The organism is Streptomyces sp. NPDC004752 (assembly GCF_053601275.1).
In genome coordinates this window covers 1-19,838 of the sequence record NZ_JBSGBN010000132.1, presented here as the reverse complement: position 1 = coordinate 19,838, position 19,838 = coordinate 1, and the positions used below count along the sequence as shown (strand labels likewise).

The 19,838-nt window shown below is 70.0% G+C and carries 18 protein-coding genes; 1 reads left to right on the top strand and 17 read right to left on the bottom strand.

Annotation, left to right across the window (positions count from 1 at the left end):
* Position 1: 1 nt before the first annotated feature.
* The 8 genes from ACWEKM_RS37400 to ACWEKM_RS37365 form a co-directional block, all read right to left on the bottom strand.
* Positions 2-217: a hypothetical protein gene (locus ACWEKM_RS37400; RefSeq protein WP_451625738.1), complete on the bottom strand. Its 216-nt coding sequence runs from the start codon at positions 215-217 to the stop codon at positions 2-4.
* A gap of 45 nt (positions 218-262) precedes the next feature.
* The gene (locus ACWEKM_RS37395) at positions 263-1,147 is read right to left on the bottom strand and encodes a type II secretion system F family protein (RefSeq protein ID WP_451625737.1); all 885 of its coding nucleotides are present in this window, start codon (positions 1,145-1,147) and stop codon (positions 263-265) included.
* Positions 1,144-2,094 carry a type II secretion system F family protein gene (locus tag ACWEKM_RS37390; RefSeq protein WP_451625736.1) on the bottom strand — a complete coding sequence of 317 codons (951 nt, stop codon included), beginning with the start codon at positions 2,092-2,094 and terminating at the stop codon, positions 1,144-1,146. The genes ACWEKM_RS37395 and ACWEKM_RS37390 overlap by 4 nt, the downstream gene beginning before the upstream one ends.
* Complete coding sequence (locus tag ACWEKM_RS37385; RefSeq protein WP_451625735.1) at positions 2,091-3,467, bottom strand: CpaF family protein; 1,377 nt, start codon at positions 3,465-3,467, stop codon at positions 2,091-2,093. The genes ACWEKM_RS37390 and ACWEKM_RS37385 overlap by 4 nt, the downstream gene beginning before the upstream one ends.
* Positions 3,468-3,579: 112 nt before the next feature.
* Positions 3,580-4,407, bottom strand: coding sequence for a hypothetical protein (locus ACWEKM_RS37380; RefSeq protein WP_451625734.1), 828 nt, complete (start codon positions 4,405-4,407; stop codon positions 3,580-3,582).
* The gene (locus ACWEKM_RS37375) at positions 4,407-5,024 is read right to left on the bottom strand and encodes an SAF domain-containing protein (RefSeq protein ID WP_451625733.1); all 618 of its coding nucleotides are present in this window, start codon (positions 5,022-5,024) and stop codon (positions 4,407-4,409) included. Before ACWEKM_RS37375 ends, ACWEKM_RS37380 begins: the two co-directional genes overlap by 1 nt.
* A 108-nt stretch (positions 5,025-5,132) precedes the next feature.
* Positions 5,133-6,023 carry an ATP/GTP-binding protein gene (locus ACWEKM_RS37370; RefSeq protein WP_451625732.1) on the bottom strand — a complete coding sequence of 297 codons (891 nt, stop codon included), beginning with the start codon at positions 6,021-6,023 and terminating at the stop codon, positions 5,133-5,135.
* Positions 5,969-6,568: a hypothetical protein gene (locus ACWEKM_RS37365; protein ID WP_451625731.1), complete on the bottom strand. Its 600-nt coding sequence runs from the start codon at positions 6,566-6,568 to the stop codon at positions 5,969-5,971. Before ACWEKM_RS37365 ends, ACWEKM_RS37370 begins: the two co-directional genes overlap by 55 nt.
* 760 nt (positions 6,569-7,328) lie before the next feature.
* Here ACWEKM_RS37365 and ACWEKM_RS37360 point away from each other — a divergent pair.
* Positions 7,329-7,724: a hypothetical protein gene (locus tag ACWEKM_RS37360; protein ID WP_451625730.1), complete on the top strand. Its 396-nt coding sequence runs from the start codon at positions 7,329-7,331 to the stop codon at positions 7,722-7,724.
* A gap of 38 nt (positions 7,725-7,762) precedes the next feature.
* On the opposite strand, the gene ACWEKM_RS37355 is transcribed toward ACWEKM_RS37360, so the two are convergent.
* The 9 genes from ACWEKM_RS37355 to ACWEKM_RS37315 are packed head-to-tail and all read right to left on the bottom strand — an operon-like array spanning position 7,763 to position 19,698.
* Positions 7,763-10,393 (bottom strand): ATP/GTP-binding protein, encoded by a 2,631-nt coding sequence (locus ACWEKM_RS37355; RefSeq protein ID WP_451625729.1) that lies wholly within the window; start codon positions 10,391-10,393, stop codon positions 7,763-7,765.
* Complete coding sequence (locus tag ACWEKM_RS37350) at positions 10,369-11,001, bottom strand: hypothetical protein (RefSeq protein ID WP_451625728.1); 633 nt, start codon at positions 10,999-11,001, stop codon at positions 10,369-10,371. Before ACWEKM_RS37350 ends, ACWEKM_RS37355 begins: the two co-directional genes overlap by 25 nt.
* Entirely contained in the window at positions 10,998-12,116 is a 1,119-nt protein-coding gene (locus ACWEKM_RS37345) for a C40 family peptidase (RefSeq protein ID WP_451625727.1), read from the bottom strand. The genes ACWEKM_RS37350 and ACWEKM_RS37345 overlap by 4 nt, the downstream gene beginning before the upstream one ends.
* Before the next feature lie 35 nt (positions 12,117-12,151).
* Positions 12,152-14,815 carry a hypothetical protein gene (locus ACWEKM_RS37340; RefSeq protein WP_451625726.1) on the bottom strand — a complete coding sequence of 888 codons (2,664 nt, stop codon included), beginning with the start codon at positions 14,813-14,815 and terminating at the stop codon, positions 12,152-12,154.
* A complete protein-coding gene (locus ACWEKM_RS37335; RefSeq protein WP_451625725.1) occupies positions 14,816-15,205 on the bottom strand; it encodes a hypothetical protein in 390 nt (129 codons plus the stop codon).
* A complete protein-coding gene (locus ACWEKM_RS37330; RefSeq protein WP_451625724.1) occupies positions 15,202-17,880 on the bottom strand; it encodes an ATP-binding protein in 2,679 nt (892 codons plus the stop codon). The genes ACWEKM_RS37335 and ACWEKM_RS37330 overlap by 4 nt, the downstream gene beginning before the upstream one ends.
* Positions 17,877-18,440 carry a hypothetical protein gene (locus ACWEKM_RS37325; RefSeq protein ID WP_451625723.1) on the bottom strand — a complete coding sequence of 188 codons (564 nt, stop codon included), beginning with the start codon at positions 18,438-18,440 and terminating at the stop codon, positions 17,877-17,879. The genes ACWEKM_RS37330 and ACWEKM_RS37325 overlap by 4 nt, the downstream gene beginning before the upstream one ends.
* The gene (locus ACWEKM_RS37320) at positions 18,437-18,769 is read right to left on the bottom strand and encodes a hypothetical protein (RefSeq protein WP_128380295.1); all 333 of its coding nucleotides are present in this window, start codon (positions 18,767-18,769) and stop codon (positions 18,437-18,439) included. Before ACWEKM_RS37320 ends, ACWEKM_RS37325 begins: the two co-directional genes overlap by 4 nt.
* The gene (locus tag ACWEKM_RS37315) at positions 18,766-19,698 is read right to left on the bottom strand and encodes a conjugal transfer protein (RefSeq protein ID WP_451625722.1); all 933 of its coding nucleotides are present in this window, start codon (positions 19,696-19,698) and stop codon (positions 18,766-18,768) included. The genes ACWEKM_RS37320 and ACWEKM_RS37315 overlap by 4 nt, the downstream gene beginning before the upstream one ends.
* Positions 19,699-19,838 lie beyond the last annotated feature (140 nt).

Sequence of the window (19,838 nt, the reverse complement as noted above, 5' to 3'; positions counted from 1 at the left end):
GTCACAGTCCACCGAGCTTGCCGTTGTACTTGGCGATCACAACGGCGATGGTCCCGGCAATCAGTACGGCGCCGGTGACGGCAGCGACCCAGATGATGACGGTCGTGGTGCTGATGTCCCCGCGGTCCGGTCGCCGCCTGGCGTCCTCCAGGCTCTCCTGCAAACGAGCGGTCGCCCAGTACACCGCACGGTAGGTACGGGCTGCGGTGTGCTTCATGATCGGTACTCCTTGCTCCTTCAGCGGTTCAGTGAGCCAAGAGGTCTAGACGGTGAGCATGCGAATGACCGCGGGGAAAGCCATCAGAAGCATGACCAGGACAGCGAGCAGCGCTCCCGGAGCGGTCATCTTCTCGCTGGCGGCATTGGCCTCCGCGGCCTGGTCGGCCAGCAACTCGGCATTGAGGGCGGCCGTACGTGCCCGCAGCGCCTTGTAGACGGCGGCGCCGTCGGTGGCGCTGCCGCGCATGATGTCGGCGACGTCGTCCAGGACGGGCAGGTCGTACTCGGCGGAGAGCTCCGTGAGTGCCTGATATGGCGGGATCTTCTCCAGCCGAGCCCGGCGCAGCGCGCTCTGCAGATAGAGGAAGGGCCAGCCGCAGCCGACCTCGGCGGCCTTCTCCAGGGCCTCCGCGGGGCCGGCGTCAGCAGCCCGCTTGAGCGCGACCAGGTCCAGGTAGGCGGACAGAGCGTGCGCGAACTCTTCCCGCGCCCTCTTCGCCTGGTCCCGCACCGCGAGATCGGGCGTGATGAACAGCAGCCCCGCGATGAGGACTCCAACCCCGGCGGGCACATAGAACGGCAGGGAGACACCCGCGATGATCCATGGAATCGTCGCGATCACCGGGCAGAGCAGGCCGAGAGCGGCGAACGCCGTCTTCTTGAGCATGAACTGGCCCGGCCCCTGCCCGAGCAGGGCCAGATTGGTGGTGGGGATCCGGACACCGGGCAGACGCTCGAGGCGGGCCAGCAGCCACCGGCCCCACACTTCCTCACGGTCCAGCTCCGGTTCAGGCATGGTCAGGGTGGCCCGTGCGCTGCGCGCGAGGGCCGGCCCCAACGCGGGCTGGGGGGCCAGCAGTTCCCGCACCAACAGCGCGAGGCCAGCACCGACCGTGCCGCCGGTCAGGACGACAGGAAACAGGCTCACGAGCTGACTCCTTCCTGCTCACGGCCAGAGACCGGGACGTCCGGCTCCGTCACGGGCGCAGGCAGGCGGACCGTGCTGGACGGGTCGGTGACCAAGAAGCGCGGGATCCGTCGGAAGGAACCCAGCTGCCGCATCAGGGCGAGCACCCCGATGAACCCGGCCGTCAGGAAGGCAAGCACCAACTGTCCCAGCAGCGTGGAGTACGGCTTGGTGTAACTGGGCACGAAGAACCCGGCCACCACGACGCCCACGGTGATGATGGACATCCACCGCACGGTGGTCCGCGGCTTCGCCCGGTCCGCCTCAATAGCGCGCTTCTTCGCGACCTCGTCGCGGACCGTCCCCGCCAAGTCCTCCAGCGCCTGGGCCAGGCCCGGGCCGCGGTCGTTGACCGACAGGATGAGCGCGGCGACCACCTTGTCCGCGGTGACATCGCCCAGTTCCCCGGCGAACGCGCGGAGCACTCCCTCCGGCCGCCACCCCAAGCGCAGCCGGTCGGACAGGTTGATGATCTGCGGGGCAAGTTCGTCCGGCGCACCCTGACGGCTGGTCATCATCGCCTGTTCCAGACCCATGCCCAGCCGGAGCAGGCCAGCCAGCCGCTGGGTCCACTCACTGAGTGCCTCCAACTGGCCGATGCGTTCCTGCGCCATCTGCGCCGGGGTGATCAGCCAGGGCACCCCGATGACCGCCGCGCCGATCAGCGCACCGCCCACGAAGTTCCCCGAGACCAGCCACACCGTCACGAAGACCACGACCGCCGCGGCGGCAAGAGTTCGCCGCCGCAGCCGGACGTCCTCACTCTGTTCCTTCCCGGCGCCCAGAGACCGCCACCGCTGCCGCAGCGGGGCCCGGCGCGGCGCCGTCGTGCCCACGATCCCGGCCACGACACCGACCACTCCGCCGATGACGGTCATGCCGCTGAGCAGCCCCCACAACAGGGTCATCGGCGCACCCCGACCTTCAGCGGCAGCGGCGCCTGCCAGGCCCCGTAGGCATGCTGCAGCAGAGACGAGTCGAAACCGACACGCCGCAGGTCGTCGACACACCCCGGATCCATCCGCGGCACTGCCCGCAGTTCGCCGAACTCGGTACCTGGAGCGAAGACTTCGTTGGTGGCGGGCCGGCCGGACTCGCCGATCCCGGTCAGCTCCAGGACGTGGGAGACGTAGCGGTGACGACGGCCGCCGATCTGTGTCTCGTCCGTCATGTCGACGTAGACGATGAAGTCCAGGCCGTTGGCCGTCTGCCGGTAGGCGAGCTGCTCGGACAGGTTCTCCTGGGCAAGCGCATACAGCTCGGCGATCCGGTCGAAGATGATGTCGGGACGACGCGCGTGGATAGTGCACAGGTTGCCGCCCGAGCCATTCGTCAACGCCTGCATCATGGCCACGACTTCGGGGCCGCGGACCTCGCCGACCACGATCCGCTCCAGCGACATGCGCAGCGCGGGATGCATCAGGTCCAGGAGCGTGACCTCGCCGGCGCCGCGGCCAGTGACGTCCTTCTCCCCGTTGGACTCACGGCCGACCAGGGAGACCACCTGGCGGTGGTAGCCGTTGGCGTGGGCGAAGAGCTCGTCCTCGGTCTGGATGGTGGCAAAGCGTGTCTCGGGGTCGAACTCCTTGAGCATCGCCCGCAGCAGCGTTGTCTTTCCGGCCTTCTGCTTTCCCGCGATCATGATGTTCTTCTCCGCGCGCACGCACGCGCCGAGGAACTCCCTCAGGACCGGGTCGATCGTGCCCAGCCGGACCAGGTCGTCCAGACCGGCGTGGGAGACCCGGTGCCGGCGGATGACCGCATAGGTCATCGGCCCGAGTCCGGTGATGGCCTGAAGGCGGGAACCGTCCTGCAGGGACAGGGCGAGGGCGGGGTTCGCAGTGGAGATGGTGCGCTCGTTGTGCCCGGAACCGCGGGCCAATTCCCTCAGCAGCTCAAGGAGTTCCTCTTCGGAATCGGCAATCGCCCCGACCATGCGGCGTTCGCCATCGCCGTAGTCGAGCCACACCTCGTTCGGGCCCTGGATGATGATGTCCTCGACACGGTCGTCGTCCAGATACGGCTGGAGCCGGCCGGCACGGAAGAGCAGGTCATAGACAGCACGCCGCAGCGCTTCGTCTTCCTGCGGCGCCATCGCCTGGGCATCCGACCACAGCGCGACCGCCTCATTGATCCACTCCAGGCAGCGCTGCTCCTCGCTGGCCCGGTCCATCTCGGGCGATGTCTTCAGCAGCTCCTCACGCTGCCTGCCCACCTGCGCCGCGATATGCCGGGCCACCTTGTAGTCGACGGTGACCTGAGGTCCCGTGGCGCCGAGCACGTGTGTACTCGAAGCAGCACCAGCAAGGGAGGGGGCGCCGTGTGCCTGGCGCGGCCACACCTGCTGGGGGCGACCGGGCAACTGAGCCACCGTGGGATCGGCGTGCAGAGGCCTACCACGCACGGGTCACCTCGCCGTCTGCGGCACGCACGCCGCCCGGATCGAGGCGGGCCCGCCGCAGCGCAGCCCGCTGAACCAGCAGCGTGCTGCCCGTCCGGGCGGCCCTCATCAGAGGCGACTTGGTGAAGTGACGCGGCTGCTCCGCGCCGTCGGACAGCACCTTGGCGTCCTTCGGCGCGTACGGCAGGGTGGCCACCACTGGCACCTGCAGAACACGCTGGACCTCGCCCGCGGGATACGGACCCTCGTTGATCATCAGCACACTGACGCCACCGACGCGTTCCTCCAGCGAGCGCACCCGGCCCCCCGCCGCTTGCAGACAGCGCAGAGTGTTGCGCACCACCACGAACACGGCGTCGGCCTGCTCGGCCAGAACACCAGAAGGCCCGGACGCGCCCCGGCGGCCGAGGTCAATCAGGACATCATGGCCACTCTCGGCCTCGATGCCACGGAACATCTGCGCCAGGACCTTCCACACCGAGCCCAGGCTCGGCGCGTGCGCGGCGTCGGTGATGCCGGGTAGCAGCAGCCGGTCGCGCGGTGACTCGTTCTTGCCGTCCTCGCTGCTCAGGTCGATCAGCTGGCGCCAGAAGGCGTCGCTGAACTCGCCTTTGCGGGCGGCGACGGAGAGGTTGCGCAACCCGTACCGGTCGCCGAGCGTGCCCTGCAGCAGACCGTGCAGCACGGATCCGCCGTCCGGGTCGCACTCGGTAAGGACCATCCGCCGACCCGGGTTCAGCGGCCACGACAGCAGCAGGGCGAGAGCGCTCGTGGTCACGCCGGGCGAGCCGCTGCACCCGGTGAGCGCGATCACAGCCATCAGCTACCGTCCGGGGCAGCGAGGACCAGGCGCAGGGTGCTGGCCGCCACCCAGGCGGCGGCCGTGGGGCCGTCCGTGGCGGAGGTTGCCACGTCGACGACCACGATTCCGGTGCCGGGGGCGGCGCTGGATGCCTTCACGACCCGGCCGTCGATCGTCTGCGGTGCGGCATCGGACTTTTCGCCGGTGCCCGTCGCTCCCTGGGCCGGGACATGCACCAGCTCTACGTTCTGGCCCGGCACCAGCGCGGTGGCAGGGATCTGCTTGGGCTCGAGACCGATCGGTACCAACTGTTCGCCAGCCTTCACCAGCGAGTCCTTCGTCACCTGCGACGGGGCGAGGAGAGATCCGGGCTTGAGCTCCACAGCGGCCCGCTTGCCCACCACAGAGTCGAGGTCGTCGGCGTGCACCGCTTTGACAGCCGGGTCCAGGGCGATGGGTGCCTTGCCCAGATTGTCCTCGGTGAGGACCTGGCCGACCTGGACGTCGCGGACCACGGTCACCACGTCAGTACGGTTGCCGACCTGGAGCAGCAGGACGGCAACTCCGGTGCCTCCGGCGGCGATCAGCGCCAGTGATAGGGCGATGACACCTGGTCGTCGCCTGCGAGCTGACACGCGGGGCGGAGCCACCGGTCCGGCCACGCGTCCCCGCTGGGGCACTCCGTTCGGGGCTGTGTCTACACGTTCTTGGGTCTTGCTCACCGTTCTGTCCTTCCGGCGGTGTTATCTGACGACCTGTACTTCGCCCATCGCCACCTGCACGTTGGTCTGCCGGACCTCGGTGAGCTGGCCGGCTTGTCCGCCGCCCTGCCAGTCGATCGTCCATGTCGAGGTCGCGGTCACCGGGTACTTGCCGTTCTGGGCGACAGCTGAGGTCTTGGAGTACACGTGTCCGCAGGTCGGGGATTGGGCCATGCCTTCGGAAGCCTGATAGGGGGTGCCGGGACCGTTGCACGTCACGGAGGCGCCGTCGCCCATCATCCATACGATCTTTGACACCTTCGCCCTCGCGGAGACGGTGATCCCGCCCGCCGAGGCCGAGGCGGTGTTCGGCCCGTAGGTCGTGGCGCTTTGGTTGACCCACATCCACATCGGGACACCCACGGTGTACTTCCCGGCCGCGCGCGGGCTGGCGATGTCCGGGCCGAGCAACGCCATAGAGTCGGCCGCGCGCTGCGCCAGTTCCCGGAGGTCCGCCTGCGGCACAGGGGGCTGCCCCGTTGGCACGACAACGAAGCCGTCCGGGTTGTTTTGGCCGCTGTCCGTGCACCCGTAGAAATACAGGTCGTTCTTCTTGGGGGCGGCGCCTTTCCAGGCCGGGAATTCGGCCGGAGGCTTCGGATCGACCTTGGTGTACTTGCACTCCACGTGGCTGTCGCTGCCTCCTTGTGAGCCGCCCGCCTGCCCGCCGCTGCCGCCGGTTTCGTCACCGGCGTCGACGTCGACGCAGAACTTGATGACCTGGCACTTGCCGGCACCGACGTCGGGATCACCGCCGGCTTGTGCGACGCCCGCTGAGACCAGGGCGAGGGCGCCGGTGAGTGCCGCGAGGCGCCGGGTTAGCAGGCTTGCTCTTGAGCGGTCAGCTTCGTGACCATCCACGTCTTCCCCCACTTTTCAAGTGTTGCGGTGCTGACGTATTTGATGAGCCGCGTCGTGGGCAGCGGGACCTTCTTCTTCGATGCCTTGTCGATGAGCGTCCAGTGCGTCGTGTCAACGCAATCTGTGATCGTGGCCGTGAGGTTCTTGCCGTCGGTCACTTTTACGACCTTCGGATGGATCATCGGCTTCCCCGTGGTCACCTGTCCGGATTTCTGCATGGCCGAGAGGTCGTGCTCAATATCGAATAGGGCCCTCAAGGTGGTGGTCTTCTTCAGCTCGGTGCCCGAGGAGGATGCCTTGCTGTATGCCTGGGTCTGTGCGTCCCAGGAGTTGAGGTACGCCGTGAGGACGGCGGCTTCCTGGGTATCGACGGTGGAACTGGGGGACGACGAGGATGCCGTCGCGGTAGCGCTGGGCTTGGACGATGTGTCCGAGTCGCCGTCGCTGCACCCGGTTATTGCCAGCAGGCTGCCGGCGAGGAGCAGCGCGGTTGCGTGCTTCCGGGTGCGAACGGCAGCACTTTTGTGGCCTGATGAGCGTCGTTGTGTAGCTGTCACGTTGTCTCCCCTTACGACGCGTTGCGATCGAACGTTGCCCCGGCCTCCGACGTGCGGCAGTCCGGAACCGCGGCCTGGTCCAGCTGCGGTAATGCATTTGCGCGATCACAAGGTTACGCATATGCCAGTCAACTTCCCAGCGCGATATTTGAGTTCACCCGAGCAACTCGGGGCATATCAGATCACTTTTGGAGCCGGATATCGATTTGTAGTTCTGTTTCTTCGCTCGTCGCGCCCGCCCATCGTCAGGGCGCGTCCCTGTACGTGAGTGCGATATTTGTCCGCGCTTTCACAGGGGCGGGATCTGCGGTCGTGTGGCTGGGCGACGATCACTCGAATTCCTCTTTCGCCAGCGCCACAGAGGGGCAGAGCTGGGGGAGCGCCCGGCGAGGGAAGCGGCGACCCGGCCGATCCGCTCGCCTGCACGGCCGGTGAGCTGATCCCTTGGGCGTGCTCCGGCGTTCGCGAGGGTGGCCTGCTCCAGCGCGGGGACCTGCCGTGGGCGGGCCTGAGCGGCAAAGACCGCGTCGAGATGGGACCCGCGCAGCTGCTCCGGCCCCACCCGGCACCCGTGCACCTTCATGGAGACGTAGTGTTCGAACCGCTCCATGGCGGCAGCCCGGTCCGGGCTGGGGCTGTCGCCCCACTCGGCGGTGATCGGCGCGATCGCGGATTCGACCCGGCGGTGGTGGCCAGCATGGATGCGTTCTGCACCAGGGACAGTCGCACCGGGGTGGGCCACCGGGCCAGCAGCTGTGTCATGCCGTGGACTTGGCACCTGTACTTCCAGAAGTCCTCGAACATGGCAGCGATGGTCTCCGGCGCCGCACCGGTCAGCGTGATCACCTCATCGAAGTACGGGTGGAACGGCATCCGCGTGACTTCCGGGGTGTCACGCCGAGAGCGCACGGCCCGCAGCAGATCACGGGCCAGCAGCACGGTCACCAGCCGGTCCGTGGGCGCGTTGCCGCCCGGGCCCCGCGTCGACGCCGCGGCGGCAGGCGACGCCGTCGAGCACGACCGCTTCGGCATCGGCACCGTGATCGCAGTCATCGGCGAAGGACTCCACGCCGTCGCCCGGGTTTGTTTCGGTCCCCAGAAGAAGATCAAGCGGCTCCAGATCCGGTACGCCCCCATGCGGAAAGTCGGCATCTGACCGGGAGGACGACGCGAACCCGTCAACGGCTGCGGCGGTCACTGGTATCCCTCCGGGTTCTTGCTCAGGCGTACGTCCGCGGTCGTGGCGGGAGCGCGCTGGGTGAGGAAGTCGGCGACCCGGCCCTGCTGGGCGGCAGCGGTGGCGGTGAGCTCGTCGAGCGGCGCCGCCCCGGCCGTGGCCCGGGCGGCGCGTTCCAGGGCGCCGACCTTGCGGGGACGGGCGTAGTCGGCGAACACCTCGTCCAGGTGCGGGCCGGTGATCCGGACCGGTCCGACACGGCGGCCGCCGACGGTGAACGACATGTAGTGCTCGAACCGGTCGAGGACGGCCACCTCGTCCGCGCTCGGCCTGTCCCCCCACTCCGCGGTAATCGGAGCGATCGCGGTCTTGGATCCCGCCGTGGACGCCAGCGTGGACGCGTTCTGCGTCAGCGACATCCGCACCGGGGCCGGCAGACGGCTCAGCAACTGGGTCATCCCGTGCACCGTGACCCTGAACTTGCGGAAATCCTCGAACATCGACGCGATGGTCTCCGGGGCCGCACCGGTCAAGGTGATCAGCTCGTCGAAGTACAGCCGGAACGGCCGCCGTTGCTCCTCAGGGGTGTCACGGCGCGAGCGCACCGCCCGCAACAGGTCCCTCGCGATGAGCGCGGTCAGCAGCCGGTCGGTGGGGCCGTTCCCGGCCGGGCACACCCACACGATCAGCCCGTTGTCCATGGCAGCCCGGCTGTTGTAGACGCCGACCGGCTGCCCGAGAAAGGCGCGGGTGACCGGGTTGGCGGCCAGCCGGGCGAGCGGGTTGAGGACGACGCCGAACGCGTCCGGCGGGAACGTCGGAAACACCGTCCGCCACCACGCCCGGGTCTCCTCGTCCAGCAGGTCCGCCACGGCGGCCAGCGCCGCCCCCCGAAAGCCCGGGTCGGAGATCAGCGACCGTACGTGGAAGAGGGTGGCCTGGTCTTCGCGGCGTCCGGCCTGGCAGGCGGCCTGGTTGACGGCGACCAGCACGGCCAGGCACGACGTGAGGATGGTCAGCGCACGGGGAGCGGCGGCGTCGTCCCAGCCGAGGATGGAGGCGAAGGCGTCGGTGACCGCCTCGACGACGTCGTGCGGGACCTGCCCATGGTGCATGGCGATCGGATTCCACGAGCTCAACATCGGCGAGGGCCCTGACGCGTTGAGGTCGATCAGCGCGATCCTCTGCATCAGGTGGTCGTGAGCGAGGAACGTCGCGGCACGGGGCCAGGAGTCTCGGTGCGGGTCGATGAACATCAACCCGCCGCCGGCGTGCGCCACCCCGAGAGCCTGAGCCAGCGCACGTTCCGTCTTCCCGCCGCCGGCCTTGCCCACCCCGCACTCGAACAGCGTCTCGGCTGTGTACGTGGCGATTAGACGCTTCCGGCTGTCGGGTCCCCGGTGGATGCCCTGCAGCAGCAGCTCAGGATTGCCGAACTCGAAGGACGGGAGATCACCGGCGAGCAGCGGAAGCCGGCAGTGGACGGTCGGCGGCTTGAGCAATCCGGTCAGTTCCTCCAGTCGAACCCAGTTCGCGCGGGGCGGCTGACACTGCCCCAGCTGCCAGCGGCGTTCCCAGCTTCGCCGGGTGGGCCAGTGATCGGCACCGAACCGCCACGGTCCCAGCCGCCAGCCGCGCATCGCCCACCGCGACCGGCCGCCGAACACATCTAATCCGGCCTGGAGTTGGGCGAGTCGGGCCTCGGGGCGGCCTTCGATGTTGGACGCGCACATCACGAGCAGCTGTATCCGTACGAGGTGGTCGTCGTCGGCGAGTTTGCCGAGCGCCTCGGCCGGGTCCACCCGGCGCGGCACCGGGGGCATCACCAGCCGCCTCCCGGCGGATCCGTCCTTGCCGGTGATCAGCGATTGCAGGTTCCAGGCGAGCGAGTCTTCGATCCTGGTGGCGTCATGGCGCACCCAGCGTGATGCGCGCTGGGTCTCCCGGCGCTCCTGGCGGCGGGCGGCACTCATGAGCTGCAGTCGGCGCGCGCGCAGTGCCCATTTGGGGGCGCGTTGGATGTCGAGGCGGATCTCGGCGAGGTCGCCCAGTTCGGCGCGCAGGTCGGACACGGCGTCGACGAGGGGCTGCAGCGGGTCGGGCTCCAGCGGCACTTCCCGCAGGGGAGAGGTGAGCTTGCCGCGCAGGATGAACTCCGCCCTCACCACGTGGTCGCGTGGCTTGTCCACGATCGGACGGGCCCGGTCGACGGTGACGTTCGGCCCGAAGGGGCTGATGGACAGTAGCCGTTCGCCGCCAGCGGGGCCCTCGACGCGGTAGCGCAGCGGCGCGGTGCCGTCCGCGCGCAGCCTGATCTGCACCGTCTTCGACCGGCGCGGCGCCCACCACGGCATACTCGTCGAGGCCCGCGACAGCTGCACCCCGCGGCGGAAGATCTCCTCGAAGCCCGGGTCGAAGTGCCGGGCGGGAGTGAGCTCCAGGGCCATCCGCTCGGCGTAGGCGCGCTCCGCGAGGTGCCGCACTACCAGCTCGCCCACTGCCCAGGGAATGGCGACGGCGAGGGCGAGCACGTACCAGTGGGCGTAGAGCCAGTCGACGGCTTCGACGAGCCCGGTGATCAGTCCGAGTACCTGACCGTAGATGCCGTCGGAGGCCTGAGTCGTCAGATACGAGGCTGCGGATTCCACGTCGCCTTTCCCTTCTTGATGGTGCGGGTGAAGTGCAGATCGGTGATGCGGCCGTCCGTGTAGGTGCCGCCGCGGTCGGTGCCCGCCCACACCAGGTGCACGACCGCCTTCGTGGGGCTGCCGTCGCGGCGGGCGATCGCGGCCTGGACACGGAAACGGGCGGTGGCGAAGGCCGGCGCTACTGCCTGATGGGAGTCGCCGAAGACACGGGGCCACTTGGAGCGGCCGATCCCGGTGGCGTCCGCGCGCAGCAGGGCGCGGCCGTCGGTGAGCAGCTGGCGCTCGTCTTCGGCGGGAAGGTCGGTGGGCCAGGACTTCTCCAGGACCTGCTGGATCGCAGGGTCGCCGGCCTCCCCCTCGCCGTGCGGCGGCAGCGCGGAGGCGGGCGCGGACGCGGACGTCGTGGCGGTGGAGCGCGGTCCGTCCGCCGGCCCATGGGGGGCGGTCGAGGTGAGCGGCGGGGGAGTGGCCGGCGCGGTCGCGCTGGGCGGCATCACCGAGACCTTCGCGCCCTGGCCGTGCGGCACGGCCAGGAGCACGCTCCCGGCGACGGTCAGGACGACGGTGGTGATCAGGAGCAGGCGTGGGGATCGCGGGGTGGCGGTCATAGCAGGCGGGCCCCTCCCGCGTACCCAGACATTGCGTCGACCGCGTCGAGCCGGACCACCGTGTTCGGGCGGGCGGCGTTGATCATCTGGCCGCTGCCGATGTAGATGCCGACGTGATAGATGCTGGAGTCGCGGCCGGGGACGTACGCGAAGAAGACCAAGTCGCCCGGCTTGAGCGCGAACGTGCCCAGGGCGGCGGGGATCCGCTTTCCGACACTGGCCTGGTCGGCCGCGAGGCGCGGCAGACGGATCCCGGCCCGGGCGAACGCGTACTGCGTCAGCCCGGAGCAGTCGAAGCCTTTGATGGTCTCGCCGCTGAACCCCTTCGGTGAACAGCAGCTCCCGGTCGACTTGCCGTTCGCGTTGCCGCCGCCCCACGAGTAGGGCACCCCCCGTTGCGACAGCGCCGCGTCAAGCACGGTGCGGACCTTCGCGGACACGCTCTTCAGGTCCGGGTCCTTGGCGGCCGCGGTGTACTGGTCGATCCAGCCCAGCACGTTTGAGACGTACTCGCCCGACTGGTTGTACTGCAGGATCGCCGCCTTGAGCTGGCCACGCTGGGCAAGGTCCCGCCCGTTGCCGCACAGGTAGATCGCGGCTCCGAGCGCGGCATCGTCCGCGTTGTGCGGGTCCGCCTTCTTGTCACCGTTGGCGTCCGCGCCGACGCCTTCCCAGGTGGAGGGCAGGAACTGGAAGGGGCCCACCGCCCGCTCACCTTGAGAGGTGCCGTCCCACTTGCCGCCGTCGGTGTCCGGGAAGGAGGTCGTGTTGCCGCCGGCACCGGACCCGTTGAGGAGCACTCCGTAGATCCTCGGGCGGATGTCGCCGTTGTCGGCGATGTTGCGCCCAGTGGCATGGTTGGACTCGACCTTGGCGATCCCGGTGAGGATCGGCCAGCGCATGCCCCGGCACTTGGGCACGTGCTTGCCGACCTGCTGGACCGCCTTCTTGTAAGCGGTGAGCATGCGCGGCGGGATGTCCGCCGCCGAACCGCCTTCGGCGATCCCGCCGTCGTCGCTGCCGGAGACACCCGTCTTCAGCGCGACGTACGCGCTGATCGCGTTTCCCACCGGCGCGGCGCAGCACACGGCGGCGAACAGCAGCATCAGCACCATGAAGGCCCACCTGGCCTTCCGCCCGCGACGCCTGCTCACGAACCGTCACCACCGTCACCGGAGCCGTCGTCGTGCCCCCGGTTGAAGGCGTCCCGCATCCGGCGGCGCACCTCGGAGGGAGCGTCCGTCAGCCGCCTCCGGGGCGGGCGCGGCGTCGGCGCCGAGCTCGGCGAACCGGAACCGCCCGGCCGTGCCGTCGGGCCGCCGGTGGGCAGGCGACGGCTGCGGAAGGGCCCCGTTCCGCCCCCGTCGTCGCCGTGACTGCGGATCCGCTGGGCAGTGCTGCGTCCCGCGTCGCCCCAGGCACGGCGGTCTTCGCGCACGGTGTTGCGCCACACCTGAACCTGCTGGCGGGCGTCCTGGGTGTAGCGCGAGCCGCCCTGCCGGGCCCGGCGCACATTCGCCGGCAGACCCGCGGTCGCCCCGTAGGCGGTCCGGCCGCCGCGGTTGAGGATGCGGTAGCCGCGGAAGCGCACCAGGCGGTTGTGGGCACGCGTGGACAACAGGGAGCGGTCGGTGTTCTGGTCGTGCAGCACCTCACCGGTGTCACGGTCGACGACCTGGCCCTCGTCATCGCGGTAACGGTCCCGCGGGCCACCGCGCCGGAGCCGGCCGCCCTGGCCGTCGCCGTCGCCGCTGCTTGTGGTGTCGCCCTCACCTTCGACGCCGGTGGGCTTTTGCCACTTGGCCAGCTGCTCCTTGTCCGGACGCTTGCCGATCAGCAGCCAGCCCGCGCCCTTCGCGCCGAGCCGCGCGCCGAGCCCGCCCACGGCCGCGGCCGCGGTCAGCGGAGCGAGGCCTCGACCGGCTTCCGCCGTAGCATCGGCGAACATCCGCCCGGTGTCGACGGGCATGCCCGCCCCATCGACCAGCGAGGTGAGGGCGCCCATCAGCCGCTGGCGGGTGCCGAGCATGCCGAACCGGCCGCCTCCGGTGAAGGCACGCAGGCCGCCGCCGTATCCGCCCATCGCCGCAGGGGAGTTCATGGCAAGCGCGGCGCCGAGCTCCGAGGTGTCGCCGGGCATGTGGGTGCCGCCGACCTTGGCATAGCGCATCCGCATCGCCATGCGCTGGCCGAAGGACGTGATCCCGGTCAGCAGGCGGCGGTGCCCGGCCGCGCCGGCGATGGCCAGCACGTCGATCAGCAGGATGCGTTCCACCATCAGGTCGGGCCCGTTGGTGATGGTGGCGTCGACGGCGATCCCGAAGAACGGGACGAACGCGCACACGCCGACCAGGGTCAAAATCGCGATGCCCCAGATCGACAGCCACTTCCACACCGACTGGCGGGCCGGACCGGGCAGCATGCCTGCAACGAAGGTGACGCCCCCGGCGGCCGCCGCCCCGGCACACACGCCCTGGGTTCCGAGCAGGACGATCGCGCTGGACAGGAGCATGCCGCAGATGAACAGGGCGGCGATCAGCAGCAGGAATGCGCCGCCGACCCGCCACCAGGTGGGTTGCTCGGCGTAGGCAGCGCACGACTTCCCGACGTCCCCGGCCTTCTTCATGTCCGCCATGAACGCGGCGAACTCCTGGTCCTCTTCGGACACAATCGGGCTGGCGGTGTCCAGCAGATCACCGCCCGGCGTCAGCCCAGGTAGCCCGTCGCCTTCGCAGACCTTCTTGGCCTGGCCGTCGAGGAGGTCGCAGCTGTTGCCCGACTCCTCCTTGTCGCGCTCGCAGTACTTCTTGGCCGGGCCGTGGACCAGCGAGCAGGCGTCCTTCGCCTTCTTGTGCTTCGCGTTCTGCTCCTCGCAGTACTTCCGCGCCGGTTCGGCGACCGAAGAACAGTCGGCGTCCCCGTCCCCGTCGTCGCTGTTGTAGGCCTTGTATCCGCCGGCGACCCATTTCAGATGGACGGCGTACGCCTTGCGGTCGGACTTCTTGGCGGGGTCGAGGATGCGCCCGTACTCGAGCAGCATGTAAGGCTTGACGATCAGCGCGTTGGTGATCGAGTCCTGGAGTGGGCGGGCCACGTCCGCTGCGGAGACGGGGGCTTCCTCTTCAATCTCCAGGCACTTGAGCTCAGCGTTGCCGGCCATCTTCGCGCACGGGTCGGTGCTGGCGATTTTGCCGCCCCAGTCGTAGGAGTTGACGCTCTCCTGGGCGACCTCCGCAGCCACCTGCTGGGTCTGCCCCAGCGGCCCGTTCTCGGCGAGCAGGTAGTCAGGGCGGACGAAAGTGGAGGCAGCGAACGCCGCGATCAGCAACGTCAGGAAGATCTCGCCCAGACCGCGGCCGACCCGGCCGCGCACAATCATGAACCCGGCAAAGACGAAACCCCAGGCCAGCAACAACCCCTTGATACCGAGGGTGTCGACGACCACGTTGTTGTAGGCGTCGGCGACCTTCTGCGCCGGGGCGGTGAGAATCTTCAGCAGCGGAAACCGCAGAGCGACCTCGATGGACCAGCCAGCCAGTCCGACCAGGAGCCGGATGAGCGTGAACAGGCCGGCCAGCGCGAAGGCGAGGGACTGCGTCTTGAAGCTGACGATCGAGCCCCCGTCCGCGCCCAACTCGTAGCCGTTGATCGGCAGACCCTCGGAGGAGTCGATGTTCAGCGGCGCGAGGAGGTCACCGGTCTCACTGCTGCTGCTCGCCGCGTACACGACCTGGCTGTTGACCAGAAGGAACACGCCGGAGAGCAGGACGACGACACCGGCCGAGCGGAGCGTGCCGCGGTCTGGGCGCCACATTCAGCGCCGCCCGTGTCCAGCAACGCCCCGGCGCCGCCACACGACGACGGCGGCCAGGCCCGCCACGGGCGGAATCACCATCCATGCCGCCCTGGCGCCCTCGTGGGGGGCCTCGCCGGCAGAGGCGGACGACGTCGTGGCGGAGTGGTGGCCACGCTCGCAGTACTCCTTGGCCGGGCCCACGATCAGATCGCACGGATCCCGGCGCGCCGATTCGGCGTGAGGCTGGTCGGCGGCGAAGGCCTGTCCGGTCTGCGGCCACCACGCCTCGGGCACTCCCGCCCCCACGACCAGGGCGAGCAGGACGGCCGGGAGGGCGATCACGATCAGGGTGCCCGCCGCGCGGGCGATGCGCCGGGTGCGGGATGAGCTGAAAGACGACGTGGTCATGAGACGTGTTCCTTCGGTCGGGCCGTGTCGGTTCCGCTGGAGGCGTGCGCGGTGCTCGCGCTCGTACGGCGGCCCGGTGTGGTGGTGATGGAGGTGGTGATCCGCTCGATGCGGGGGATGACGGCCTTGATCCGGCCCGTGTTCTGCCGCGGGCAGGCCAGCAGGAACTCCCCTTCACGGCCGCGCTGCCCGACGGGGGACAGGCCGGTGGTCACCAGCCGCAGCAGCTCCGGATCGTTCGGGTCGAGCCCGACGAACTCCAGGCCGCGGCGGGCGCGTCCACGGTCGGCGGTGCGGGCCAGCGCCCGGTACGCCATCAGCCCGCGGTCGGGGCCGAGTTCCTCGGCGTCGTGGGAGGCGGCGAGCAGGCCGGCGCCGTGCTTGCGGCCGTCGTGGAGGATCTCGTGGATCAGTGCGGTGCCCTCGGCCGAGGAGGTGAGCCAGTACAGCTCGTCCGCGATCACCGCGGTGAACCGCTCGGGGTCCTCGAACGCGGTCTGCCTGGCCAGCGCCGCGATCAGGTAGAGCACGGCGCGCCCGATCAGGGCCTCCAGCGGCTGCTGGTGCAGGACCTCCGGATTGGCGAACGCCGCCTTGGGCGGCAGCTTCAGACCCGCGGTCGTGATCACGATCATGTCGGAGGTGCTGGAGGCGTCCAGCCGTACCGGGGGCAGGGTGGGGTCGAACACCATCCGGGCCAGGGAGTTGGTGGCGACGACGCGGACGAGACCGGCGAGTGTGGACGCCGCGTCCTGCCGCTTGCCCACCTCGCTTGTGGCCATCTCCTCCAGGACCTCCAGCACGCGGCGCATGGAGGGGGCGTCGCTGGCGGCGGCCTTCTCGACGGCGTGGTGCAGGACCTCGCCGTTGGTGCTCATAGGGCCGATGCCGAGTTGCAGGGTGAGATAGGACAGGGCGTAGTGGCGGCCCTCGGGCCCGTCGAACATGCGCAGCGGGTCGATGGACACCTCGGCCTGGGCGGCGTCGATGATCTGAACACGGCCCTTCGCGGCGGTGCGGGCGAAGGTCGCCCACTCGCGCACTGGGGTGCGGTCGATGCAGATCGCGCATCCGCCGCGCGCCCACACCGCCTCCGCGATCAGCTTCTGCAGGACCGACTTGCCGACCCCCAGGTCACCCACGATGCCCAGGGAGGCGCTGGCGTCGTGCTTCGGCGCGTCCGCCACGTTGATCATGACGGGGCGGGTGGTGCCGCAGTCCAGGTCGAGGCCGAGGAACATGCCGTTGGGGTCGCCGACCTCCCCGAGGGTGAAGGCACCGCCCAATGCCCAGTCCTCCGAGACCTGGTGCTGCGTGAACTCCCGCACCACTCCCGGCCGTGTGGTGCCCGGCAGCCCGAGCAGGAACAGCGCCTCCTGCAGGCCGGCCGGGCGCACGGCCCGGTAGTCGGCGCCGCCGAGTAGCGAGGCCAACGCCCGGGCGCGGGCGTCACAGATCGCCGCGGTCGGCCCCCACACGCTCAGCACGGTCACGGACTGCACCTCGACCTCGACCGAGGTGCGCGACAGGCGGGCGTCCAGCTCACCCAGGTCGCGGGCGGCGTCCGTGAGCGAGGCGGGCATGCCGGTCGGCCGGGCGTCGTACTGGTCGGCCTGGTCGACGAGTTCGTTGCGCTTGCGCCGCACCTGATCGCGGGCCTTCTCCGCGGGCACGAGCGTCAGGTCGACGGTGTAGTCGACGGGAAAATCGAGCGTCTCCAGCTGAGCGAACAGATCGGCGGCATCCACGCTGACCGCGGGCGGGCACTCGGCAAGCGCCAACTGCGCCTGGTAGCCGGTGCCGGCGTCGGACTCGATCTGCAGCCACCGTCGGCGCAGCGGCGAGGCAGTCTTCACCCGCCACCACGCCTTGCGGCCCGACCGGGTGAGCTGGTCGGCGCTCTTGAGCTCGTCGACGTCGTCGAGGTCCGGGTCGATGCCGCCCTCCTGGAGGCGGACCTGCCCGAGATCGGCGTAGCTGGGGGAGTGCAGCACTCCCTCGCGCACCTGCCCGCCGTACAGCTCGCTGCTCTCGGCCTCGGCCAGCAGCGGCTCGTCCATACCGCGGTGCAGAGCGTGCTGGACCATCCACACGATCTCCGCCGGGCGAGCGGGGCGGAACGCGGCGCCGCCGGCGAGAGCGGCCTCCACCCGCGCAGCCTGCTCCTGGTACGCGGTCACTTCCCGCCGCGCAACCGGCGTCGGCCGCATGCCCAGCGTCGGGGCGATCTCGGCCCACATTGCGCCGACCTGAGCAGTCATCTGCAGGCCGGCACCTTCGGTCTGGAGCGGGACCGCCAGCCACAGGGTGCGGCGGTGCATCTCCTGTCCGTCCAGCAGATCCAGCGTGGATTCGACGTTCTCCACCCAGGGGTGCGTCTGGCCCGGCGGAGTATCGGAGGGCTCGATGCCCTCGATCATGCGCAGCGCGACTTCCCCCGGATCGACCCGGGCGCACAGGCCGAAAAGCCGTGGCGCCCCGGTCAGGGACCGCACCAGATGAGTGATCTTGGCGAGCTGTTCTTCCCGTACGGCGGCCGGCACATAGGTGCCCTGCACGGTCTCCTCGTGGCGGCCCTGCTCGTCGGGACCCGGGTGAAGCCGGTAGACGGCCCACACGCTGCCGTGCGTCGACCACACCAGGTGCCCGGCGATGTGACGGATCGGCACCCTCATCGCGCACCCCCCTGTTCGGCGAGCGCGAGCAGCTGCTGCACACCCGACACCGGCCGTACCGGCTGAGCGGCGACGGCCGCCGGGCGAGGGCCCGACCGCGACCGTGGCGCCTCCCGGCGCTGCGTACGCTCGGCGGCTCGCGGCCGCGGAGCCGAAGGGATCGGCGCGGCCGGGCCGTTGCCCTCGATGACGAAGCCACCGGTCAAGGGGCGGGCGGCGTGGTCGCGGGCCGCGCGGCCGCCGATCCGGCCCCCGCGCGGCTGCCAGAACAGCAGCAGCCAGCCCAAGGCGGCCGGGAGCGGTGCGCGCCCCCCGATCTTCGGACGGCGCACCGCCCATATGCCCAGCAGCCAGGCGGCGATCGGGACGGGCCCCAGCCACGACCACAGCGGAATCGTCTTGACCAGAACGAAGCCGCCGCCGACGGCGAGGAGGATCTGCGCGGGCGTGAACGGGCCGAGCGGGATACGCCAGTCGGCCACCTTGCCCAGCACCCACGGGTGGCGGCGGGCCGAGGTGTAGAAGCGGCCCATCCGCACGGAGCCGGTGGCGGCGCTCACAACCAACCTCCGACGCCTGCGGAGTGTTCACGGTCGGCCGGAGGTTCGCCCTGCACGATGCCGGGAACGGCGGGCGCCGACTTCGACGGGTTGTTGACCTCGTCCTCGAACATGTCGGCAAGGCTGTTGCGCGAGTTGTACAGGCCGAGCGCGATCACCATCAGGATCAGCGCGCCGATCCCGGCCTTCAACGAGAACTTTTGGATCATGATGACGACTACGAGCACGAGCAGACCGGCCTGCAGGCCCTTGGTCGCCCAGTTCTCGAACATCGTGATCCACGAGTCGCCAAGGTCGTCGAGCTTTCCGGCGAGCAGCACACTGGTCATGACCGGGCACCCCCCGCCTGCGCGGTGCCGGACTCCAGAGAGGCGACTTCCCAGCGGCCCGAGCGGGCCTTGAGCGTCAGTTCGTACGCCAGCGGCCACCGCCCCGCACTGTCGCGAGCCTCGACCTCGGCCATCACCCGCACCCGGGTCCCGTCCGCCGGGACGGACTCGGCAGCCGCCTCCTGGTCGGCGGCAAGCATCTGCTGGACCGTGACCGTCTGGTACGGGGCGGGGGAGACGGGCGACAGACTCACGCCGGGCGCGAGGTAGCGGTCGACCTCACCGGCTCCCGCCAGATACGCGGCCAGGAACTCCCCAGCCGTGGACGACGCATCGCTGTCCGCCGGGACGGTCACCGTGTACGGCGACTGAACCCCCTTGGTACGGGCCGGGCCGGCCACCACCCCGGGGGCACCGGACACCGTGAACGAGGCGCCGCCCGAGTCGGCGGCAAGCGGCACCGCGAAGTAGCGCACCGAGCCGTCGGCGTACTGCGCAGCCACCGTCACCGACCACGCCGTGCCGGTCTGCTGCGCACTGCGCACCGCCACGACCGACTCCGGCTCGGGCTGCGCATCCGTCGTCCCGGGAAGATCGACATCCGGGGCCATCGACTGCGCAAGCCGGGCCTGCGCAGTGCTCTCGGCGCCTGCGCGGCTGCGCAGCCACGCGCCGAGGAACACCGTGGCGTACCCGGACGGGTTGGCCGACACGGTCGTCTTCACGGTGGTCGGCTTCGTCGAGGGCGAGGCACGGACCACGGTCGCGGGCGTGGCCACGGCGACGGCCAGCGCGATGGGGCCGGCTGACACCGCAGCCCACACGCCCAGGCGTCCCAGGCGGACCCGGCGCCGCATCTGCTGCAGCCGAGCCCCCGCAGCGGTCGGAGGAGCAGCGTGCTCCTCCGCTGCCTGCATGGCAGGAGACATTCCAAACTCCCAGGTCAGAGCGAGTTGTTGCTTCTGACCCGAGGCAACCCGTCGACCCCGACCCGACCACCGACCACGAAGGCCCGACCACGATCACGAAGAGGACACAAACCCGTGGTCGGGTCTGTGGTCGCCCCGAC